General features: G+C 35.9%; 23 protein-coding genes. All 23 read left to right on the top strand.

Annotation, left to right across the window (positions count from 1 at the left end):
* Nucleotides 1-165 precede the first annotated feature (165 nt).
* The 23 genes from CPG45_RS05470 to CPG45_RS05365 all read left to right on the top strand — a co-directional run bounded on the left by CPG45_RS05470 (nucleotide 166) and on the right by CPG45_RS05365 (nucleotide 21460).
* Nucleotides 166-432, top strand: coding sequence for a DUF4258 domain-containing protein (locus CPG45_RS05470; protein ID WP_231969020.1), 267 nt, complete (start codon nucleotides 166-168; stop codon nucleotides 430-432).
* The gene (locus CPG45_RS05465) at nucleotides 425-658 is read left to right on the top strand and encodes a YgiT-type zinc finger protein (protein WP_096230989.1); all 234 of its coding nucleotides are present in this window, start codon (nucleotides 425-427) and stop codon (nucleotides 656-658) included. Before CPG45_RS05470 ends, CPG45_RS05465 begins: the two co-directional genes overlap by 8 nt.
* A gap of 354 nt (nucleotides 659-1012) precedes the next feature.
* Entirely contained in the window at nucleotides 1013-2767 is a 1755-nt protein-coding gene (locus CPG45_RS05460; protein ID WP_096230988.1) for an ABC transporter ATP-binding protein, read from the top strand.
* Nucleotides 2768-2797: 30 nt separating this feature from the next.
* On the top strand, nucleotides 2798-4582 hold the full coding sequence (locus tag CPG45_RS05455; protein ID WP_096230987.1) for an ABC transporter ATP-binding protein: 1785 nt from the start codon (nucleotides 2798-2800) through the stop codon (nucleotides 4580-4582).
* A gap of 116 nt (nucleotides 4583-4698) precedes the next feature.
* Nucleotides 4699-6597 carry an FAD-dependent oxidoreductase gene (locus CPG45_RS05450; RefSeq protein ID WP_096230986.1) on the top strand — a complete coding sequence of 633 codons (1899 nt, stop codon included), beginning with the start codon at nucleotides 4699-4701 and terminating at the stop codon, nucleotides 6595-6597.
* A 284-nt stretch (nucleotides 6598-6881) separates the two neighbouring features.
* Entirely contained in the window at nucleotides 6882-7235 is a 354-nt protein-coding gene (locus CPG45_RS05445) for a response regulator (RefSeq protein WP_096230985.1), read from the top strand.
* Between the two features lie 72 nt (nucleotides 7236-7307).
* Nucleotides 7308-8159, top strand: coding sequence for a class II fructose-1,6-bisphosphate aldolase (locus CPG45_RS05440; RefSeq protein ID WP_096230984.1), 852 nt, complete (start codon nucleotides 7308-7310; stop codon nucleotides 8157-8159).
* 70 nt (nucleotides 8160-8229) lie between these two features.
* Nucleotides 8230-8877 (top strand): fructose-6-phosphate aldolase, encoded by a 648-nt coding sequence (gene fsa / locus CPG45_RS05435; RefSeq protein ID WP_096230983.1) that lies wholly within the window; start codon nucleotides 8230-8232, stop codon nucleotides 8875-8877.
* Between the two features lie 335 nt (nucleotides 8878-9212).
* Nucleotides 9213-11096 carry a transcription termination factor Rho gene (gene rho / locus CPG45_RS05430; protein ID WP_096230982.1) on the top strand — a complete coding sequence of 628 codons (1884 nt, stop codon included), beginning with the start codon at nucleotides 9213-9215 and terminating at the stop codon, nucleotides 11094-11096.
* Nucleotides 11097-11159: 63 nt separating this feature from the next.
* Nucleotides 11160-11369, top strand: a complete 210-nt coding sequence (rpmE, locus tag CPG45_RS05425; protein ID WP_096230981.1) for a 50S ribosomal protein L31 — start codon at nucleotides 11160-11162, stop codon at nucleotides 11367-11369.
* Nucleotides 11370-11438: 69 nt separating this feature from the next.
* Nucleotides 11439-12020, top strand: a complete 582-nt coding sequence (locus tag CPG45_RS05420) for a thymidine kinase (protein ID WP_096230980.1) — start codon at nucleotides 11439-11441, stop codon at nucleotides 12018-12020.
* 93 nt (nucleotides 12021-12113) lie between these two features.
* A complete protein-coding gene (locus CPG45_RS05415) occupies nucleotides 12114-13037 on the top strand; it encodes a DUF1385 domain-containing protein (protein WP_096230979.1) in 924 nt (307 codons plus the stop codon).
* Nucleotides 13024-13851, top strand: a complete 828-nt coding sequence (prmC, locus tag CPG45_RS05410; protein WP_096230978.1) for a peptide chain release factor N(5)-glutamine methyltransferase — start codon at nucleotides 13024-13026, stop codon at nucleotides 13849-13851. The genes CPG45_RS05415 and prmC overlap by 14 nt, the downstream gene beginning before the upstream one ends.
* A 17-nt stretch (nucleotides 13852-13868) precedes the next feature.
* The gene (locus tag CPG45_RS05405; protein ID WP_172856489.1) at nucleotides 13869-14429 is read left to right on the top strand and encodes a chromate transporter; all 561 of its coding nucleotides are present in this window, start codon (nucleotides 13869-13871) and stop codon (nucleotides 14427-14429) included.
* Nucleotides 14426-14944 (top strand): chromate transporter, encoded by a 519-nt coding sequence (locus tag CPG45_RS05400; RefSeq protein WP_197702842.1) that lies wholly within the window; start codon nucleotides 14426-14428, stop codon nucleotides 14942-14944. The genes CPG45_RS05405 and CPG45_RS05400 overlap by 4 nt, the downstream gene beginning before the upstream one ends.
* Nucleotides 14945-15009: 65 nt before the next feature.
* Nucleotides 15010-16071 (top strand): peptide chain release factor 1, encoded by a 1062-nt coding sequence (gene prfA, locus CPG45_RS05395; protein WP_096230977.1) that lies wholly within the window; start codon nucleotides 15010-15012, stop codon nucleotides 16069-16071.
* Between the two features lie 422 nt (nucleotides 16072-16493).
* Nucleotides 16494-17213 (top strand): ZIP family metal transporter, encoded by a 720-nt coding sequence (locus CPG45_RS05390; protein WP_096230976.1) that lies wholly within the window; start codon nucleotides 16494-16496, stop codon nucleotides 17211-17213.
* A gap of 64 nt (nucleotides 17214-17277) precedes the next feature.
* The gene (locus CPG45_RS05385) at nucleotides 17278-18333 is read left to right on the top strand and encodes an L-threonylcarbamoyladenylate synthase (protein ID WP_096230975.1); all 1056 of its coding nucleotides are present in this window, start codon (nucleotides 17278-17280) and stop codon (nucleotides 18331-18333) included.
* Nucleotides 18334-18337: 4 nt separating this feature from the next.
* Nucleotides 18338-18778, top strand: a complete 441-nt coding sequence (locus tag CPG45_RS17390) for a low molecular weight protein arginine phosphatase (RefSeq protein ID WP_231969019.1) — start codon at nucleotides 18338-18340, stop codon at nucleotides 18776-18778.
* A 15-nt stretch (nucleotides 18779-18793) separates the two neighbouring features.
* Nucleotides 18794-19240: a ribose 5-phosphate isomerase B gene (gene rpiB, locus CPG45_RS17385; protein ID WP_231969018.1), complete on the top strand. Its 447-nt coding sequence runs from the start codon at nucleotides 18794-18796 to the stop codon at nucleotides 19238-19240.
* Between the two features lie 17 nt (nucleotides 19241-19257).
* On the top strand, nucleotides 19258-19890 hold the full coding sequence (gene upp, locus CPG45_RS05375; protein ID WP_096230974.1) for a uracil phosphoribosyltransferase: 633 nt from the start codon (nucleotides 19258-19260) through the stop codon (nucleotides 19888-19890).
* Nucleotides 19891-19907: 17 nt separating this feature from the next.
* Nucleotides 19908-20351 carry a deoxycytidylate deaminase gene (locus CPG45_RS05370; RefSeq protein WP_096230973.1) on the top strand — a complete coding sequence of 148 codons (444 nt, stop codon included), beginning with the start codon at nucleotides 19908-19910 and terminating at the stop codon, nucleotides 20349-20351.
* Nucleotides 20352-20422: 71 nt separating this feature from the next.
* Entirely contained in the window at nucleotides 20423-21460 is a 1038-nt protein-coding gene (locus tag CPG45_RS05365; protein WP_096230972.1) for a glycosyltransferase family 4 protein, read from the top strand.

Genomic DNA, 21460 nt, shown 5'->3' with positions numbered 1-21460 from the left:
TATACGGAGCTTTATTTTTACCTTTAGCATATAATTTTTGTAGGCGGTAAAAAATAACAGAATATAGTGGATTGATGTGATATAATTTAATATAGGGTGATTTATAGATGAGTGATTTTGATATAAAAAATATTAAGAAGTTTATATTAAAAGGGTCAATGGTTATTGAGTGAACATGCTTTAGACAAACTACTTGAGCGAAACTTAAGGATTGTTGATGTTTTAACTTCTATATTAAATGGAGAAATCTTAGAGGATTATCCTGATGATCCAAGAGGCCATAGCTGTCTTATATTAGGAAAGAAAGATGATAAATATGTACATACGGTTTGCGGTTTTCAAAATAAGAGTTTGGTTATAATAACTTCGTATATTCCGGAACCACCAAAATGGATTAATGAAAGAACAAAAGGAGGTAAATATCATGAATGACAGGTGCTTTAAATGTGGTGGTAAATTGGAAAAGAAAGAGACGAGAATAGAAAAATGGGTAAATGATAAGCTTATTGTTATCGAGCATGTACCAGTATTGGAATGTGTAGAATGTGGTGAAAGGTATTTTGATGCAGATACATCACTAAAACTTGATGAGTATTTTTATGAGAAAAAGCCTGTAAAGACAATCGAAGTTCCAGTTTTTGAATACAAAGAAAGCTGATCATTTTAAGGATTTTTTTGCTAAAATTTGTTGCAATTGTTTTGTCCTGAATGGTATAATATCTGTAGTTTCTCTTTGAAAGGAAAGATTGTGATGATTAAGGGTGTTCTTAAATAAGCCATTAAACTGAAAATGGCGTGATAAGTATGGCATTTTAATTTGAAGCCGTAAATTTATGGTAATTTATTGGCTTTGTTTGCTGTACTTTAAATTGTTTAAGAACACAGTCCAACACGATCTTTGCCTTTATACGCAATAATTGCACATATAATTATTGTGTATCAAAGTTTGCTTAAAAAAGACTGTATAAGACTATGTTCTTGTACAGTCTTTATTTTCTTAGGGGGGATATTTTTGAGCAGAGTTTTAAAATATGTTTTAAGGTACAAGTGGCACGTTATAATACCAACTATTGCGATGATACTTGCAATTGCTCTTGATATGTTTAATCCATATCTTCAGGAGCTTATAACTGATAAAGTATTTATAGGCGGAAATAAAAGCTTATTATGGCCTATACTGTGGGGATTTATTGCAATTACGGTTTTAAGGGCTGTGCTTGGGTATGTGAAGGAGTATATATTTGATGTACTTTCAGCAAAGATAAGCATAGATATAAAGAAGGACCTTTTCGACCACATACAAAGTCTTCCTTTTAGTTACTTTGACAGCATGAATACAGGTGAGCTTATGTCGAGAATAGGTGAGGATGTTGACAATATATGGAGAAGCGTCTCATTTGGAATAAGGCTATTTATCGAAAACATGATTTATTTTGTTACAGCATCTGTAATCTTGTTCCTTATAAACTGGAAGCTGACATTTGTTTGCCTTGCTGGTATGCCACTAATTGGTTATCTTGCACTACAGTTTGAGAAAAAAATAGGCATATCCTATGGAAAACTCAGTGACCAAGGGGTGCTAATGAATACGGCGGCACAGGAAAATATAGCAGGTGTAAGGCTTGTAAAAGCTTTTGCAAGGGAAAAATATGAGATAATGAAGTTTTTAAATTTAAATAACGAGAATTTTGAGTTAAGCATGGAACAAAACAGAATAGTATCAAGGTATTTTCCGCCGATTGATTTTCTCACGAATCTCTCAATCGTTATATTAGTAGTATTAGGCGGAGTACTTGTAATACACTCTACATTGTCTATTGGAGAATTAGTAGCCTTTAGCGGTTATATATACATGCTGATATGGCCAATGAGAATGCTGGGATTTTTGACAAATTTAATAGCACAGTCAGATGCATCGGCAAAAAAGATTATGAAAATCATGGACGTGGTGCCAGAGATTAGAGATAGTGCGAATTCGGTAAGGCTAGATAATCTAAAAGGTGATATAGAGTTTAGAAATGTGTCATTTAGATACAATGACGAATTAGTGCTTAAAGATATTAATCTAAAGGTAGACGCAGGAAAGACAGTCGCAATAATGGGTACAACAGGATCAGGAAAATCATCTATCATCAATTTGATTGGAAGATACTATGACGTTTTAGACGGTGCAATATATATTGATGGACATGATGTAAGAGAGATAAACCTTGAAGATTTAAGAAGCCAAATGGCGGTTGTCCAGCAGGACACATTCTTATTTTCAGCCAGCATTGAAGAAAACATAAAGTTTGGAAAGCCTGATGCAACAATGGATGAAATCGTTGATGCATGTAAACTCGCATGTGTAGATGATTTCATAGAGGAACTTGATGATAAATACGATACAGTGATTGGCGAAAGGGGTATCGGATTATCAGGCGGTCAAAAGCAGAGGATATCAATTGCAAGGGCACTTATAAGGGATGCGAAAATACTGATACTCGATGATGCTACATCTGCACTTGATATGGATACCGAATACCGACTTTTGAAAAACCTAAATGAGAGGCACAAAGATGCAACGACATTCATAATTGCTCACAGAATATCGGCTGTGAAGAATTCAGATATGATAATCTACATGGAAGATGGACGAATTGTCGAAAGAGGTACACATGAGGAACTATTAGCGAAAAAAGGGAAATATTACGAAATATACTGTGAACAATTTAAAGATTTCTCTGATTTAGATGATGAATCATATGATATGTGCACTGTTGAATGATAGACATTTGATTTGAGGGAGGAGTAATAAATGGCGAAAAATACAGTAAAACAAGATGAAGATTTAAGACGGATGTCGAATATTGTCATCATCGAAAGGTTGTTTAGCTATCTAAAAAAATATAAATTAAAAGTATTTTTAGTAATATTGCTTTTAATCTTTGAGATGTTTGTCAATCTTATAAATCCGCTTCTTTTAAAGATAGCTATCGACAAAAATGTTAAAAACAATGATATAAAAGGACTTTTACTTATTGGTGCGTTTATGGTTTCGATAAATTTTCTTTCGATGCTGGCATCTAAGACAAGAATAGTCAAGATGGCTTCTGTGACGAATGATATATTGGTAAGGATAAGGCATGAACTTTACAGCCACATCCAAAAGCTTTCATTTTCTTTTTTCGACAGCAGGCCTGTTGGCAAGATTTTGGCGAGGGTAATTGGCGATGTCAATTCTCTTCAAGATTTATTTAACAATAGTGTAACGAATTTTATCCCACAGCTTTTAACAGTAATCTGTGTTGGATTGATGATGTTTTATTTAAATACTAAACTGGCACTAGCTTCAATAACGTTGCTGCCGATACTTGTTATAGGACTTTTTTCAATAGAAACATTTTCCAGGAGAAGATGGCAGAATTTTAGAAGGAAGCGTTCGACATTTAATGCCTATACACATGAAGACTTTTCAGGCATAAAAGTCGTTCAGGCATTTGCTAATGAAAAGAGGACATCTGATACCTTCTTTGGCTTGGTAAAAGATATGATGAATGGGTTTGTACATGCGGTAAAGCTTAACGACTTATTCTGGCCTATGGTGGATACATCGTATGGATTTGGCGTAGTTCTTTTATATTGGTACAGTTCAAAATTGATGAATGACGGCTTAACAATAGGTACAATTATTGCATTTACTATGTATATAGGTATGTTTTGGAGGCCTATTCTCGATATAAGCAATTTCTACAACAGCCTCATAATGTCCTTTGCATCTGCGGAAAGAATATTTGAGATAATGGACATTAAGCCTGATATCATAGATATCAATAATGCGGTTAAGATGCCGAAAATAAAAGGAACTGTGGAGTTTAAAAATGTGACTTTTGGTTATGAAGATGGGACAACTGTCTTAGATAATGTGAGCTTTAAAGTTAAGCCTGGTGAAACTGTAGCACTAGTTGGCCCTACAGGTGCAGGCAAAACAACGATTGTGAACCTTATTAGCCGCTTTTATGATTCTAAAAGTGGTGATGTTCTCATAGACGGGAGAAATGTTAAAAATGTTGAGTTAGAGTCATTGAGAAGCCAGATGGGTATAATGCTTCAAGACACATTTTTGTTTTCGGCGACTATTAAGGAGAATATAAGATATGGCAGACTTGATGCGACAGATGAGGAAGTCATCGCTGCGGCAAAAGCCGTAAATGCCCACGATTTTATTATGAAGATGGAAAAAGGCTATGATACGGAAGTAAATGAAAGGGGATCAAGGCTATCTGTCGGGCAGAGGCAGCTTATATCCTTTGCAAGGGCACTGCTTGCAAATCCTAGGATATTGATACTTGATGAAGCGACCTCAAATATTGATACACAGACAGAGAGGCTTGTACAAAGGGGCATAAGTAAATTGCTTAAGGGCAGAACCTCTTTTGTAATTGCTCACAGACTATCTACAACAAGGGACTGCGACAAGATAATGGTGGTTGAAGGTGGAAGAATTGTAGAGACAGGTACCCATAATGAACTTATGAGACTTAGAGGCCTTTATTATAATCTTTATATGTCGCAGTATAAATTCTTAAATGAAGGTGCATAGAGTGAAGAAATTTATATGCCAACTTTTATTTCATACTTTTATATTATCATGTAGAAAAAATGTCTCTTTTAATGTTATAATCAAAATATAAATAACATTCGTTTGAGGTGAGTTTTTTGCCAAAGAAGTATTTGATAATCGTGATATCATTGTTTATTATTTCTATAGCGATCATTACAGCAATTGGCGGCTATTTTTATACGCATAGAAATAAAAAACTGCCTACTTTAACGGAAGAAAAGCAAAAACTTCCAGCACCCCCAAAGCTCAATCTTCCAGATGACAAAGGTAAGTACGATGTAATAGTTGTAGGTGCTGAACCGGAGGGTGTTGCTGCGGCAAGGTTTGCTGCAAAAAACGATGCAAAAGTACTGATCATTGATAAACACGACGGACCTGGCGGGCTTATGACATACGGGATGCTAAATACTATTGATATGAGTAGAGACCCAAAAGGTACGCTTTTAACACAAGGGACATTTGAAGAATTCTTTAAAGGAATAGGTTCAAAGACTTCTTTTGATGTGAAGCGGGCAAAAGAGGTTTTTAGAAATCTTTTAGACATGCCTAATATTACGACATTATTTAATACAATCTTTGAAAAGCCCATAATGGAAGGAAACAAGATTATAGGCATAACAGTTAGAAAAGACGGGAAGGATATAAATTTCTATGGAAAGAGGATAATCGATGCAACTCAGGATGCCGATGTTGCAGCTGCATCAGGTGTTCCATATACAATAGGTGCGGAGGATATAGGGATAAAAAATAGAGTACAAGCATCAACACTTATCTTTAAATTGAAGGGAATTGATTGGAATCATTTAGTAAAAATTATAAAAGATGAAAAGAAGATACCTGCGACATTTATAGATGACACTTCTGCAAACGGCTTTGCTACTATTACTAAAAATTACAAGCCGTCAACACCTATGTTAAGGTTAAGAGGTCTTAACCTCGGAAAACAGGATGATGGAACTGTTTTAATTAACGCTCTTTTAATCTATGGTGTTGATGGTCTTAACCAAGAATCCATTAATAATGGAATAGAACTTGCAAAATCAGAGCTACCAAGAGTTGTAGACTTCCTTAAGGCAAAAGTTCCGGGATTTGAAAAAGCTTCGTTTGCCGGTACTGCAGATGAGCCTTATATAAGGGAGACGAGGCACATAAAAGGGTATTACACATTAGATATAAATGATGTGGTTTTTAATAGGGATTTTGATGACAGGATTGCATTAGGCTCATATCCTGTTGATGTACAGGCAACATCTCCAAATGATACAGGATTTGTTTATGGAAAGCCAATAGAATATGCTATATCATTTAGGTGCATCGTGCCGAAAAATGTTGATAACCTACTTGTAGTTGGAAGATCCGCATCATACAGCCATCTTGCTGCAGGTTCTGCAAGGACGATACCAATTGGTATGGCGGAGGGCGATGCGGCAGGTGTCGCTGCAGCATACTCAATCGCAAAAAACAAATCATATACCGAGATAATGAATAATATGGATGATATAAAGAAAATTCAATCGATACTTATAAGCCAAGGTGCATATCTTACACCATTTAAAGTGGAAAATAAGGTTGAGAAAAACTGGGCTTTCGATGGGCTTAAATTTGTGCTCCATTGGGGTCTTATTGTTCCTGGATATAATAATGATTATAGGCTTAATGAGAATGCATCAAGTATATCATTTTATTATATGACATCGAATATGATAAGAAATGCTATACCAGATAAGGCTCAAATTGTTGATGAAAACTATACAAATCTTCAGAGATTTATAGTTAATAAGCCTATAAATAAAGAAGAGGCATCTGAAATACTTTTGACATATGGAGGATTTAAAAATGATATATCAGCAAATGAGGGGAAATTGTTTGAACTTGCGCATAAAAAAGGACTAATATCTGACATGGCTTATAATAAAATGAAAAATAAAGAAAATGTCGAATGGGCTGATGCATATGATATGACATTGACGCTATATAATTTTCTAAAAAAATAATCCCTATTGGGGATTATTTTTTTAAGTTTATGTAAGATAGTTATATAAATTCGACAAATAACTTTATTCATAAATGTATAATAATTTAATATTTTTTTAATAAAAATAAAGGAATATTTAGATTTATGTGGAATATATATTATTGTGTGTAAATAAGAAAGAAGCGAATCGAAGCGATAAATTATTTGTAGTTTTATGCTAGGTATTATGTACAGTAGTAACATTCAAATAGGTTTTATATTTGCATAATATTATTTACTATATCGATGGGAGATTATGTTAAGATGGGGAGGATATTGGTAGTTGATGACAATAAAGGAATATGTGCATTATTAAAAGAACTTTTTTCAATGGAAGGGCATGATGTTGAAACATGTTCAGACATAGAAATGCTTTATGACAGACTTGCTTCATTTTCGCCGGACTTGGGGATATTTGATATCCATGTCGGAAGATGCGATATTTTAAAATTTACTGAGAAACTGAAACATAAATATTCCCATATGGTAACTATTTTCATGTCAGCGGATGAGCCTGATGAATCTTTCAATGGGCAACATTTCATCAAAAAGCCTTTTGATATTTTCAAGCTTAAGGATTACATAAATAAAATTTTAAACGACAAAATGATGGTGTAAAGGTACCGCAAGGTACCTTTTTTCTTGATTTATACAAGTTAATTGGTTAAAATATATTAAGGAGGTGTTATGATGTTAGTAACAGGTATAGAATTATTGAAAAAAGCACACGAGGAAGGATATGCAGTTGGTGCTTTTAATACAAGCAATCTTGAGATAACACAGGCCATCGTTGAGGCTGCAGAAGAAATGAAATCTCCTGCCATTATACAAGTTAGTGAAGGCGGTTTAAAATATGCCGGCATAGAGACCATTTCTGCAATCGTAAGAACTTTGGCTAATCGTGCATCAGTTCCCATCGCGTTACACTTAGACCATGGTACAGATTTTAATAACGTTATGAAGTGCTTAAGGAATGGCTGGACATCAGTTATGATGGATGCTTCCAAATTACCCCTTGAAAAGAACATAGAAGTAACAAAAAATGTAGTTAAAATTGCCCACGGCATGGGTGTCTCTGTAGAAGCTGAGATAGGCAAAATTGGCGGTACAGAAGACAATGTCACGGTTGACGAGAGAGAAGCTGCTATGACAGATCCTGATGAGGCATATAAGTTTGCTACCGAGACAGGCGTCGATTACCTTGCAATATCGATAGGCACTGCTCATGGGCCATACAAAGGTGAACCAAAACTTGACTTTGAAAGACTCAAGAAGATAAAGGGCATGCTAAATATGCCTATTGTTCTTCACGGGGCATCTGGAGTCCCAGAGGATGCAATAAGGACTGCTGTAAGCTTAGGCGTCAATAAAATCAATATCGATACAGATATAAGACAAGGCTTTGCTGCAAGATTAAGAGAGCTTTTACAAAATGACCACGAGGTATACGATCCGAGAAAGATATTAGGTCCATGTAAAGATGCAATGAAGGAAGTTGTTAAGAATAAGATGAGATTGTTTGGCTCAGCTGGTAAGGCTTAAGCTTTGAATACTATAAGGACATCTTTCGTCACTATGGGTTAATTAATAATAATTGAAAGGGGACGGTTGTATGAAGTTATTTATTGACACTGCGAATGTTGACGAAATTAGAGAAGCCAACGAACTTGGCGTAATATGTGGTGTTACAACAAATCCTTCACTTATAGCGAAAGAAGGTAGAGACTTCATAGAAGTTGTAAAAGAGATTACAACAATTGTCGATGGCCCCATTAGTGCAGAAGTTGTATCAGAAGACCATGATGGAATGGTAAAAGAAGCGGTTGAACTTGCAAAGATACATAAAAACATCGTAATAAAGATACCTATGACAGCGGAAGGATTAAAAGCTGTAAAGATTCTTTCAAGTAAAGGTATAAAGACAAATGTGACACTTATATTCTCAGCTACTCAGGCGCTTTTAGCAGCTCGTGCAGGTGCGACATATGTAAGCCCATTTGTTGGAAGGCTTGATGATATATCATCAGACGGTCTTGAGCTTGTGGCAGACATTGTTCAGATCTTTGACAATTACGGTATTGATACAGAAGTAATTGCTGCAAGTATAAGACATCCTATGCATGTGCTTGAAGCTGCAAAGGTCGGTGCACATATAGCAACAGTGCCATACAAAGTCATAATGCAGATGATAAAACATCCACTAACAGATATAGGTATTGAGCGGTTCCTAAAGGATTGGGAGACAGTACCGAAAAAGTAAAGTGGTTAATAAATTCAAGTCAGGGAATTTTTCTCTGACTTTTTTCTTTTATGCTGAATATTTTTATTTAATGTGTCGATAATATAAATAGTTGTTAAAATAATATTAAAATTATATAAATTATACTTGACTTTTTGATTAAGTATAATAAAATATAAATAGTGTATAACGTTTGAATGGCTCAAGAATACATCATGAATATAACATTTAAATTATCCATGTATTCGATGACCAATCTTAAACAAATTCTATTACTAAAATTATATAATATAATTTTTTAATAAAATCCCAAATTAAAATCATATTAAATAATTATACTTAGGAGGTGCCTTTTTTTGGATTTTAGTGAATTAGAAGGTAAATCCCTGATGGAACTAAGGGATATAGCTAAAAGCTATGGGATTAAAAGTATCACAAAGTACAGAAAGCAGCAGTTAAAGGAGCTCATTGTTGAGAAGTCAAAGCAGATCAATATTGACGAAAAAAATAATGAACTGATAGATGTAAAAGACGAAAATGCTGAAGTAGAGAAAGCAGAGGATGAAGCTATAAAGCCGGAAGAGATAAAAGATGACGACAACAATGCTAACGCAATGGTAGAGGATGAAGAGAAAGAAGACATAATTGAAGAGAAAAAAGAAGAAAAAGCCGAAGAAAAAAATGAACCGAAGAAAGATGATATAGTAGAAGCAAAAAAAGAAGAAAAAGTGGATGAAAATAAAGACGATAAAGAAGAAGAAAAACGCAGCATTAGAGAAATAAATATACCTGTTGAAGAACTTGAAAAATCTGATGCTGATTATGAAGAGCTTAGAAGAAGATTGAAGTCCCGCCTTGCAAACAAAGAAAATACCGCTGTAAGCATAAAAGAAGCAAAAGAAGACATTGATGAGGCATTAAAGGTAAAACACGAGAATGAAGCAGTAAAAGATGAAGAAAATGTCGAAGAAAGTGAAGCAGTAATTGAAGAAAATAACGATGAAAATGAAGTAAAAGAGCGGGAAAAAGAGACAAAAAAACCTCAGAGCATCTTTATTAAAGAAGGACTGCCACTTATAAGCGATGTTTCTGAGCCATTAAAAGAGCTTATTGAAACACAAGGTGATGTAGTTGCAGAAGGTGTCCTTGATATAATGCCGGACGGTTATGGATTTTTAAGGGTTGAAAATTTTATTCAAGGCAACAAAGATATATATATTTCGCAATCACAGATAAGGCGTTTTGGCCTAAAAGTTGGTGATAAAGTCAAAGGCATTACAAGGATTCCAAGGGAAGGGGAAAAATATTCTGCAATTCTTTATGTAGAATCAATAAACGGTGAAAACCCAGATCTTGCAAAGAAGAGAATTCCTTTTGATGAACTTACTCCTATTTTCCCAGATGAAAGATTAAAGCTTGAAACGATTCCAACCGAACTTGCCATGAGGCTTGTAGATATTATTGCACCAATAGGAAAAGGGCAAAGAGGTATGATAGTTGCTGCTCCAAAAGCAGGTAAAACAACATTACTTAAAAAAATCGCAAACAGCATTTCTATAAATCATCCTGAAGTACATTTAATCGTGCTTTTAATTGATGAAAGACCTGAAGAAGTAACAGATATGAAGAGGTCAATAAAAGGTGAAGTTGTCTACTCTACATTTGATGAACTTCCAGAACACCATACAAAAGTAGCTGAAATGGTATTGGAGTATGCAAAAAGGCTTGTCGAATATGGCAAGGATGTTGTAATCCTTATGGACAGTATAACGAGGCTTGCAAGGGCATATAACCTTGTTACGCCGCCATCCGGAAGGACTCTATCTGGTGGACTCGATCCGTCTGCACTACATCCACCAAAGAGATTTTTTGGCGCTGCAAGAAATATAGAAGAAGGCGGCAGCTTAACGATTCTTGCAACAGCATTGATTGAGACGGGAAGCCGTATGGATGACGTCATATTTGAAGAGTTCAAAGGTACAGGCAATATGGAGCTTCACCTTGACAGGAAACTTCAGGAAAGGCGCATATTCCCGGCCATTGATGTATACAAATCAGGGACAAGAAAAGAAGAGCTTTTATTATCACAAAAAGAGCTTGAGGCTATGTGGATGATTCGAAAAGCCATGAGCAGCGTTCAACCTGGTGAAGTAACCGAGATGCTCATAGAGAGGCTTATGAGGACAAGGACAAATGCTGAATTTATAGAGGCCATTAGATCGCAGCTTTATAAATCTTGATATTATTATATAGGTATGTTATAATCATTTAAGTGTAATTCCGGTTTGAAAGAGGTGAAGGCGATGAAAGAGGGAATACATCCAAAATATTACCATGATGCGGTTGTAAGATGTGCCTGTGGCAATACATTTATAACAGGTTCGACAAAAAAAGAACTTAGAGTAGAAATATGCTCAAAATGTCATCCGCTTTTTACAGGTCAGCAGAAGTTGATTGATAGTGGTGGAAGAGTAGAAAGATTTAAGAAAAAATACAACATTAATGCAAAATAACAGGTTGGTTAGAGTGTATTGCTCTAACCTTTTATTGTATTACAATAAATACTGAAGAGGTGGGTTTTAATGATATACGGGCCTACAGACCATGGGTATATAGAAGTTATAACAGGACCCATGTTCAGCGGTAAAAGTGAGGAGCTCATAAGAAGAATAAAAAGAGCAAAGATTGCAAAGCAGAAAGTACAGGTTTTTAAGCCTGCAATAGATGACAGGTATTCGATCGATAAAGTCGTATCACACAATGGCGATAATATGCATGCAATCGCGATTGTTAAGGCATCAGATATATTGAGGCATATTGAAAAAGATACAGACGTTTTTGCAATTGATGAGGTTCAGTTTTTAGACTATGAAATAGTAGATATAGTGAGGGAGATAGCGGATAGCGGCAAGAGAGTAATCTGTGCCGGACTTGATTTGGATTTTCGCGGTGAGCCATTTGGACCGACGCCTGATCTCATGGCGATCGCTGAGTTCGTAGATAAGCTTACTGCTATATGCATGAAATGCGGTAACCCTGCAACACGTACACAGAGGCTAATAAACGGAAAGCCAGCAAATTACGATGATCCAATAATCATGGTTGGTGCAAAGGAGTCCTATGAAGCAAGGTGCAGGAAGTGCCATGAAGTTCCACGTACATAGCATGAAAGATGATATGCTTTTAATTTGCGGCATATTGGCATGAATGCTAATGTGACAGGATAGATTTTAATTAGTGCATTTAGAGGTGATATGATGAAAAAGACAGATATTGGCGGCCAAGCAGTTATTGAAGGTGTAATGATGAGGGGACATAACAGTGTGGCTACAGCAATTAGAAAAGGCGATGAAATTATTGTAAAAAAAGATATGGCAAAGCCATTGACTAAAAAATATAAAATTCTTTCCATACCTTTTATAAGAGGGACTATTGCCCTAATTGATTCTCTTATTATAGGCATTAAAACACTTACATATTCTGCAGAGATGATAGAAGGTGAAGATGAAGAACCCTCTAAATTTGATTTATTTTTGAAAAAGATGTTTGGCGATAAGCTTGATGATATTGTTATGTTTTTTTCTGTTGCAGTATCTTTAGCGATATCAATAGTAGTATTTTTTATTGGTCCTACTTATATTGCAGGATTTATAAAGAAATACACAGAGAATACAATTTTAATAAATTTTGCAGAAGGTGTCATAAGGGTAGGCATTTTTCTTTTGTACCTTGTTTTAATATCACATATGAAGGATATCAGGAGGGTATTTGAATACCATGGGGCAGAGCATAAGACGATACATTGCTTTGAACATGAAGAAGCGCTTACAGTGGAGAATGCCCGCAAATACACGACATTGCATCCAAGGTGCGGCACTAATTTTTTATTTATAGTTATGATAGTTTCAATAATTGTATTTTCATTTCTTAAATGGCCGACACTTTATATTAGGATAATAAGTAGAGTACTTCTGCTTCCTGTTGTAGCCGGGATATCTTATGAAGTCATAAAAATCGCGGGCCACAGCGACAGCAAGATAATAGGTGCACTTATATATCCGGGATTGCTTATGCAGAAGCTTACAACAAAAGAACCTGATGACAGCCAATTGGAAGTTGCGATAGCATCACTTAAAAGTGTCCTTGAAGATGAGGGAGGAAAAGCTTTTGAAGATATCTGATGCTGTAAGATATGGCATGGAGTATTTAAATGGCAATATTAAGGAGCCCCGCTTAGAGGCGGAACTTCTGCTATCATATGTCCTAAATGTCGATAGGACATACATTATTGTAAATAGGGATAAAGAATTGAGCCCCGATGATATAAAACGATTTTTTGACCTTTTGGAAATGAGAAAAGAGAATATACCATACCAATATATTGTTGGAAAGAAGTATTTTATGGGACTTATATTTAATGTAAGCCCTTCTGTTTTAATACCGAGGAATGACACAGAGATTCTAGTTGAGGAAGTCTTAAAAAGGCTTAAAAATGGCGATGCAGTTCTTGACATCGGCACAGGAAGTGGTGCAATAGCAGTAAGCATAGCCAAATATAAGGATGTACAAGTCTTTGCAGTTGATATAAGCATCGATGCACTTAAAATAGCTCGCGAAAATGCAATTATGAATAATGTAGAGGACAAGGTCACATTCATAAGAAGTGATTTATATTCTTCACTTCCAAATAATGTAAAATTTGATGTTATCGTATCAAATCCACCCTATATAAGAAGCAATGAGATAAAGGATTTACAGGAAGAAGTCAAGAAGGAGCCGATAATTGCCTTAGACGGTGGGGAAGATGGCCTTGACTTTTATAGGAGAATAATAAAAGATTCGCATAATTATATGAAAAAAGATGCAATGATGGCATTTGAAGTAGGTTATGACCAGGCACAAGATGTGGAAAATCTCCTCAAAAATTATGGTTATTCGCATATTGAGATCATAAAGGATTTGCAGGGCATCGATAGAGTTTTGATAGGGAAATAAAACAAGGAGGTTTTATTTTGAGATTGTATATCGAGATGTTTATATCCTTTTTTAAGATTGGAGCATTTACACTTGGAGGTGGCTATGCAATGCTGCCGCTTATACAAAAAGAAGTTGTAGAGCGAAAGAAGTGGATAGACCGGGAGGAATTTATAGATATGATAGCTGTAGCGCAGTCAGCACCGGGCCCTATCGCTATTAATACTGCCGTTTTTGTAGGATATAAAATTGCTGGTGTGACTGGTGCAATATTTACAACTATTGGCTCTGCGCTGCCTTCATTCTTGATTATCCTTATTATAGCGTCATTTTTTGTTGGAGTACAGGGAAATCCCATTGTCGAGAGAATATTTAAAGGAATCAGACCTGCTGTTGTGGCATTAATTGCTGCACCTGTTTTAAATCTTGCGAAGGATGCAAAAGTAAATAAAAAAACGGTTATTATTCCTATAGTTGTGGCGATAGCCGTAGGCTTTTTGAAATTTAGCCCGATTTATGTAATTATAATTGCTGCGATTTGCGGTTTAGGCTTTTATATTTGGAATGAAAGACATAGTGAAAGGGCTGATAGAAATTGATATATTTAAAGCTATTATTTTCTTTTTTTAAGATTGGATTATTTAGCTTTGGCGGCGGATATGCCATGCTTCCTTTAATACAGCAGGAAGTCGTAAATGCAAATAATTGGCTTACAACTAAAGAATTTATAAATGTCGTCGCGATATCACAGGTTACACCTGGACCTGTAGCAATTAATACTGCTACATATGTGGGATATAAAGTTGCAGGCATTATAGGCTCAACATTTGCGACAGTAGGTGTTGTACTGCCGTCGGTAATAATTATTCTTACAATGTCTAAGTTTTTCTTTAAATTCAGAAATAATAAATATGTTGATGCTGCTTTTACCGGTTTAAGGCCTGCTGTTGTTGGACTTATAGCAGCTGCAGCAATATTAGTAGCATATGGTTCCTTTATAGACTATAAAAGCGTGATAATATTTTTAGCAGCATTTATTGCAACATCTAAATACAAAGTTGACCCAATATTGATGATAATATTAGCAGGTGTAATAGGGTTTTTGGTATATTAAAAGACGACATCCCCCTATTTTCAAAATATGCATAATATGATATAATCAACCTTTGAGGTGAGATGATGATAGATAAACTTAAGACTATCGAGGATAGGTATGTAGAATTAAGTCAGAAGATTGCTGACCCTGATGTAATGAAGAACATGGCTGAGTGGCAGAAGTTAGTTAAAGAACATGCGAGCCTAGAGGAGATTGTTCAAAAATATCGCGAATACAAAAAGGTTTTAGATGATATAAATTCCACAAAAGAAATCATAGAGCTTGATGACGACCTAAAAGATATGGCACAGGAAGAATTAAGAGGCCTTGAGGAAAAAGAAAATAATATATTAAATGAAATAAAGCTTCTTTTAATACCAAAAGATCCAAATGATGATAAAGACGTTATTATGGAGATAAGAGCAGGTGCCGGTGGGGAAGAAGCTGCTTTATTTGCGTATGATTTATTTAGAATGTATACGATGTATGCCGAGAAGAGACATTGGAAATATGAGGTGATGAGCTCTAATGCGACAGAGCTTGGAGGATTTAAAGAAGTAGTTTTGAATATTACCGGTAAAGGAGCATATAGTCGGCTAAAATATGAAAGCGGTGTACACCGAGTTCAGAGGATACCTACTACAGAGGCTGGTGGAAGGATTCATACATCAACGGCAACTGTTGCGGTTTTACCTGAAGTAGAAGATGTGGATATTGAGATAAACCCTAATGATATAAAGATTGATGTCTTTAGATCAGGTGGCCATGGCGGACAGAGTGTAAATACGACAGACTCTGCAGTGAGATTAACACATATTCCGACGGGAATTGTTATATCATGCCAGGATGAGAGGTCGCAGCTCCAAAACAGAGAGCGCGCTATGAAGATATTAAGAGCTAAACTCTATGAGATGGCACAAGAAGAAAAAGAAAAAGAAATTTCTGAAACAAGGAAGTCACAGGTCGGTACAGGAGACAGGAGTGAGAGGATAAGGACTTATAATTTTCCACAAGGAAGGGTGACAGACCACAGGATAGGACTTACACTATATAAATTGCAAATGGTTCTTGACGGGGATCTTGATGAAATAATTGATGCATTGGCGACAGAGGACCAGGCAGAAAAACTAGAAAACATAGAATAATAAAAGACTTTAAAGCCTTTTTTTAATGTAATTGATTGAACTTTATTTTAGTTACGTAATATGTTTTAAGATTGTGGCTTGATTATTCAAGCTCTTTTTTTTTAAATAATTTCAAAGTATATATAATAGTTGGTAGCGGCTGAATTATGATGAATTAAATCTTGCTATTTATGCAACTTATGTATTTTTTTAAATTGTTAAACATTTTTAACTTGACCACACATTAATCTTAATTTATAATTATAAGCAACACTTCAATAATTCACATTGTGAAAATTTTAAATTGCCCCCCAGCTGTCCTCATTGAGGACGCTATATTCTACCCGGATTGGACCTCCTACCAACCGGGTAGATTTTGTTTCACATTCTATCATATTAAAATCCCTTTACGAATAAATTTTAGTTAGATAAGGGGTGATTTTATGAGTAATTCAAATGTTATTATCATGGGGTTTATTATTGGGATAATCGGCACAGGTGCTGGCGGTGCTATTACATACCTTTATAGAAAGCCATCAAATAGATTTTTAAGCACTATTATGGGTTTTGCTGGTGGTCTTATGCTGTCTGTCGTAACTTTTGATTTGCTTCCACATGCATTTGAAATAGGTGGACTTAAAATTGGTATGCTGGGGCTTATAGCGGGTGTTCTTATTGTTGTATTTTTTGAAGATATTTTACCTGAGCAGGGGAAAAGAAATAATTATTTAAGAGAAGGAATAATAATGGGCTTTGCAATAGCGATACATAATTTCCCTGAAGGACTTGCCGTTGGGTCTGGTTTCATGTCATCAAGTTCACTTGGAATAAGCATAGCTCTTGTTATAGCATTGCATGACATACCAGAGGGTGTCGCTATGTCGACACCGCTTTCAATCGGTGGTGTTACGCCTTTTAAAAATATGATATATGCGATACTTGCAGGAATACCAACTGGTATTGGAACAGCTGCAGGTGTATATATGGGAGAAGTGTCCCCTTTTTTTATATCACTAAACCTTGCAATCGCAGGTGGTGCGATGCTTTATGTGACATGCGGTGAGATGATACCTGAAGCTCGCGACTTATATAGAGGCAGGATTTCTGTTCTTGGTATGATTGTAGGGATTATTAGTGGTATAATAATAACGGAAGTAGTATGAAAGTCTCGCCATTCAGAGGTAGCAAAGAATTTCAAAATGTTTATATTTGAAAGGAAGTTTACATATGACAAAGATTATAAAGCTTGATAGAGAAAATCCTGACGTGAATTTAATAGATGAAGCTGCGAAGATTCTCTTAGATGGCGGCTTAGTCGCATTTCCGACAGAAACCGTCTATGGCATAGGTGCCAATTCATTAAATCCTGATGCTGTTAAAAAGATTTTTATTGCAAAGGGGAGGCCGCAGGACAATCCCCTTATTCTTCATATAGCGAAATTTGAAGACTTGTATAGATATGTTAAAAGTGTACCAAAAAATGCAGTGATTATGATGGAAAATTTTTGGCCGGGTCCACTTACAATGATATTTGAAAAATCAGATATCGTGCCGTCTATTAATACAGCCGGCATGAATACAGTTGCAATCAGGATGCCATCAAATATTATTGCACATACTTTAATAGAAAGAGCGGGCATACCTGTGTCAGCCCCAAGTGCAAATTTATCTGGTAAGCCAAGTCCAACAGAAGCTTCTCATGTTATAAATGACTTAAATGGAAGAGTGGATATGATAATCGATGGCGGCAAATGTGATGTAGGAGTAGAATCGACTGTTGTAGATATGACGGGTGAGGTTCCTACGATATTAAGACCAGGTGGTATTACTAAAGAAATGATAATCAAGGCTATTGGTTCTGTAAAAGTTGACCCTATCGTTTATAAAAAACCACCAAATGGATTAAAGCCAAAGGCACCAGGCATGAAATACAAACATTATTCACCTGATGCAGAAGTATATATAGTAAAGGGAAATCTTCATGATGTTACAAAAAAGATACAAGAATTAACAGAATTTCAATTGAATAAAGGTAAAAAAGTTGGTATAATGGCAACAGAGCAAACATGCAAAAAGTATCAAAAAGGTGAAGTTATAGTCGTCGGCGATAGAGAAAGACCTGAGACAATAGCAAAAAATCTGTTTAACGTACTTAGGGAATTCGACAAAAAGGGTGTTGATGTCGTATATTCTGAAGGCTTCGGCTATGATGAGATTGGGCTTGCTATAATGAATAGACTTGAAAAAGCTGCAGGGTACAAAGAAATCATATTGAAGGAGTAAATCTATGAAAGTTTTATTCATATGCACAGGTAATACATGTAGAAGTAGCATGGCAGAAGGAATATTCAATGAAATTGTAAAAAAGAAGGGCTTAGAACATAAAGCGTCATCTGCAGGAACATTTGCAATTGACGGAAGCCCGGCTACAGACAAGGCAATAGAGGCTCTTAAAGAAGATTATGGTATAGATATATCACACCATACATCACGAAGCCTTAAAAGGGAATATTTGAAGGATGCTGATTTGGTATTAACAATGACGCTGAATCAAAGAAAAACACTTTTATCTATGTATCCAGAATTTGCTGATAAAATTTTTACAGTAAATGAATTTGCAGGGCTTGAAGGCGATATCGATGACCCTTTTGGATTAAGCAAAGATGTGTATAAAAAGACTGCGAAGGAATTGTACACGTCGATATCTCGTATAATTGAAAAATTATAAGAAAGGAGCTTATAAATGATTGCAATTGGTTCAGATCATGGTGGATATGACCTTAAAGAGTCTATTAAAAAATATTTTAATGAAAAAGGAATTGAATACAAGGATTTTGGAACATTTAGCAATGAATCTGTAGACTATCCAGACTTTGCTTTAAAAGTAGCTGAAGCAGTTGCTGGTGGTGAATGCGATAGAGGTATACTTTTGTGTGGGACAGGCGTTGGTATATCAATTGCCGCCAATAAAGTACCTGGCATTAGAGCAGCGCATGTATCTGATGTTTTTTCTGCAAGATATTCAAAAGAGCATAATAATGCAAATGTACTGTGCATGGGAGGTAGAGTAGTAGGGCCAGGACTTGCTATTATGATAGTCGATGAATGGTTAAATGCGAAATTTCAAGGTGGAAGACACCAAAAGAGGCTTGACAAGATTACAGACATTGAAAAGAAGTACTCAAAATAATTTTAGGAGGTTAATAAATGTATAATAATGTGCATGTTTTGGATCACCCACTGATACAACATAAAATAAGCCTTATTAGAGATGAGAATACTGGATCGAAAGAATTTAGGGAACTTGTTGAAGAAATCGCAATGCTTATGGCTTATGAAGTAACAAGGGACCTTCCACTCGAAGAAATAGAAGTTAAAACACCTATTGCTGTTGCAAAAACAAAGGTTATTTCCGGGAAAAAGCTTGGAATTGTGCCTATTTTAAGAGCAGGATTGGGAATGGTAGATGGAATGATGAGGCTTATTCCTGCCGCGAAAGTCGGCCATATAGGACTATACAGAGATCCGGAGACATTAAAACCTGTTGAATATTATTGTAAACTGCCTACAGATATTAGCGAAAGAGATCTGATAGTTGTTGATCCGATGCTGGCGACTGGTGGTTCTGCTTGCGCAGCAATACATTTTCTAAAAGAAAGAGGTGCACAAAGCATAAAGCTCGTCAACTTGATTGCGGCACCAGAAGGAATAGAAGCAGTTCATAAAGAGTATCCTGATGTGCCTATATTTGTTGCTTGTATTGATGAGAGGCTAAATGAACACGGATATATTGTGCCAGGCCTTGGTGATGCTGGTGACAGACTCTTTGGTACGAAATAAGAAGGGACTGCTTAAAAATGAGGCCCACATGGGATGAATATTTTATGCAAGTTGTAGATGTCGTAAAGACACGCTCTACATGTTTGAGAAGGCAAGTAGGCGCTGTTATAGTGAGGGATAGACATATTATTTCGACAGGGTATAATGGCGCACCATCCGGTCTTAAGCACTGTGTCGATGTCGGATGTATGAGGGAGAATCTTAGTATACCATCTGGTGAAAGGCATGAGCTATGCAGGGGTACCCATGCAGAACAGAATGCTATAATACAGGCAGCGCTTAATGGTGTCAGCACAAAGGGAGCTACAATCTATATAAGTGTAAGCCCATGCTCATTGTGTGCAAAGATGCTTATTAACGCTGGAATAAAAAGGGTTGTATATGAAGGGGAGTACCCTGATAAACTGTCATTACAGTTTCTCAACGAAGCCGCCATTGACATAGTAAAGATTGTAAGGTAAAATACAGTTGACAGAAGGGTGAAGTATGGCATATTATATAAGTATGTATAAACATTCAAGGGAGTGTTAAAATGGAAATATACATTTTGTCGTTTGCTGTGGCATTTTTCGTTGCACTAATAGCTACACCAGCGGCAAAGAAATTGGCTTATAAAATTGGAGCCATTGATATACCAAAAGATAAAAGGCGTGTTCACAAAAAGCCTGTGCCAAGGCTTGGTGGAGTAGCAATTTATCTTGGTACTATTTTAAGCATACTTTTATTTCTGCCGAAATCACATACGAATTTAGGTATTATTGCAGGCTGTACAATTATTGCAATACTTGGCGTATTTGACGATAAATATGAGCTTAAATCAAAAGTTAAACTATTAGGTCAACTTTTAGCGGCTTTAGTTGTTGTACTTAGTGGCGTTAAAATCGAATGGCTGACAAATCCATTTGGTGATGGAATGATAAATCTCGGGATTTTTGCAATCCCACTTAGTATATTTTGGGTAGTAGGTATTACAAATGCGATGAATCTTATTGATGGCCTTGACGGTCTTGCTGCAGGTATTGCCTCAATATCATCAGGTTCACTCTTTGTAGTATCACTATTAAACGGAAGATATGCAACGGCGATTATTACAGCTGCTGTAACAGGTGCTGCGCTTGGTTTCCTGCCGTACAATTTTAATCCGGCGAAGATATTTATGGGTGATACAGGTGCAATGTTCTTGGGATTTGTGTTATCTGCTGTTTCAATTCAAGGTGCTGTAAAATCTGCGGCAGCAATTGCTATAGCTGTACCTATATTGGCACTTGGCGTGCCGGTATTTGATACAACATTTGCTATAATCAGAAGAGTTATAAACAAAAAACCTATAATGGAGGCTGACAAAGGACATCTCCATCACAGATTATTAGCATTAGGACTTACTCAAAAGCAGGCTGTACTTGTAATGTACGGTGTAAGCTTATTCTTGGGGATAAGTGCGATCTTAATAACATATACCAGCGGTATAGAAGGACTCATAATTCTCATTGTTTCTGTTCTAGCTGTATTATGGGGCGCAGATAAAATGGGTTTATATGGACATAAGGCAAAGAATATGAATGCCAACTAA

The sequence above is a fragment of the Thermoanaerobacterium sp. RBIITD genome, from assembly GCF_900205865.1.
Taxonomy (GTDB): Bacteria; Bacillota; Thermoanaerobacteria; order Thermoanaerobacterales; family Thermoanaerobacteraceae; genus Thermoanaerobacterium.
Note: the sequence above shows the minus strand (reverse complement) of the source record. Positions and strands in the feature narration are given on the sequence as shown.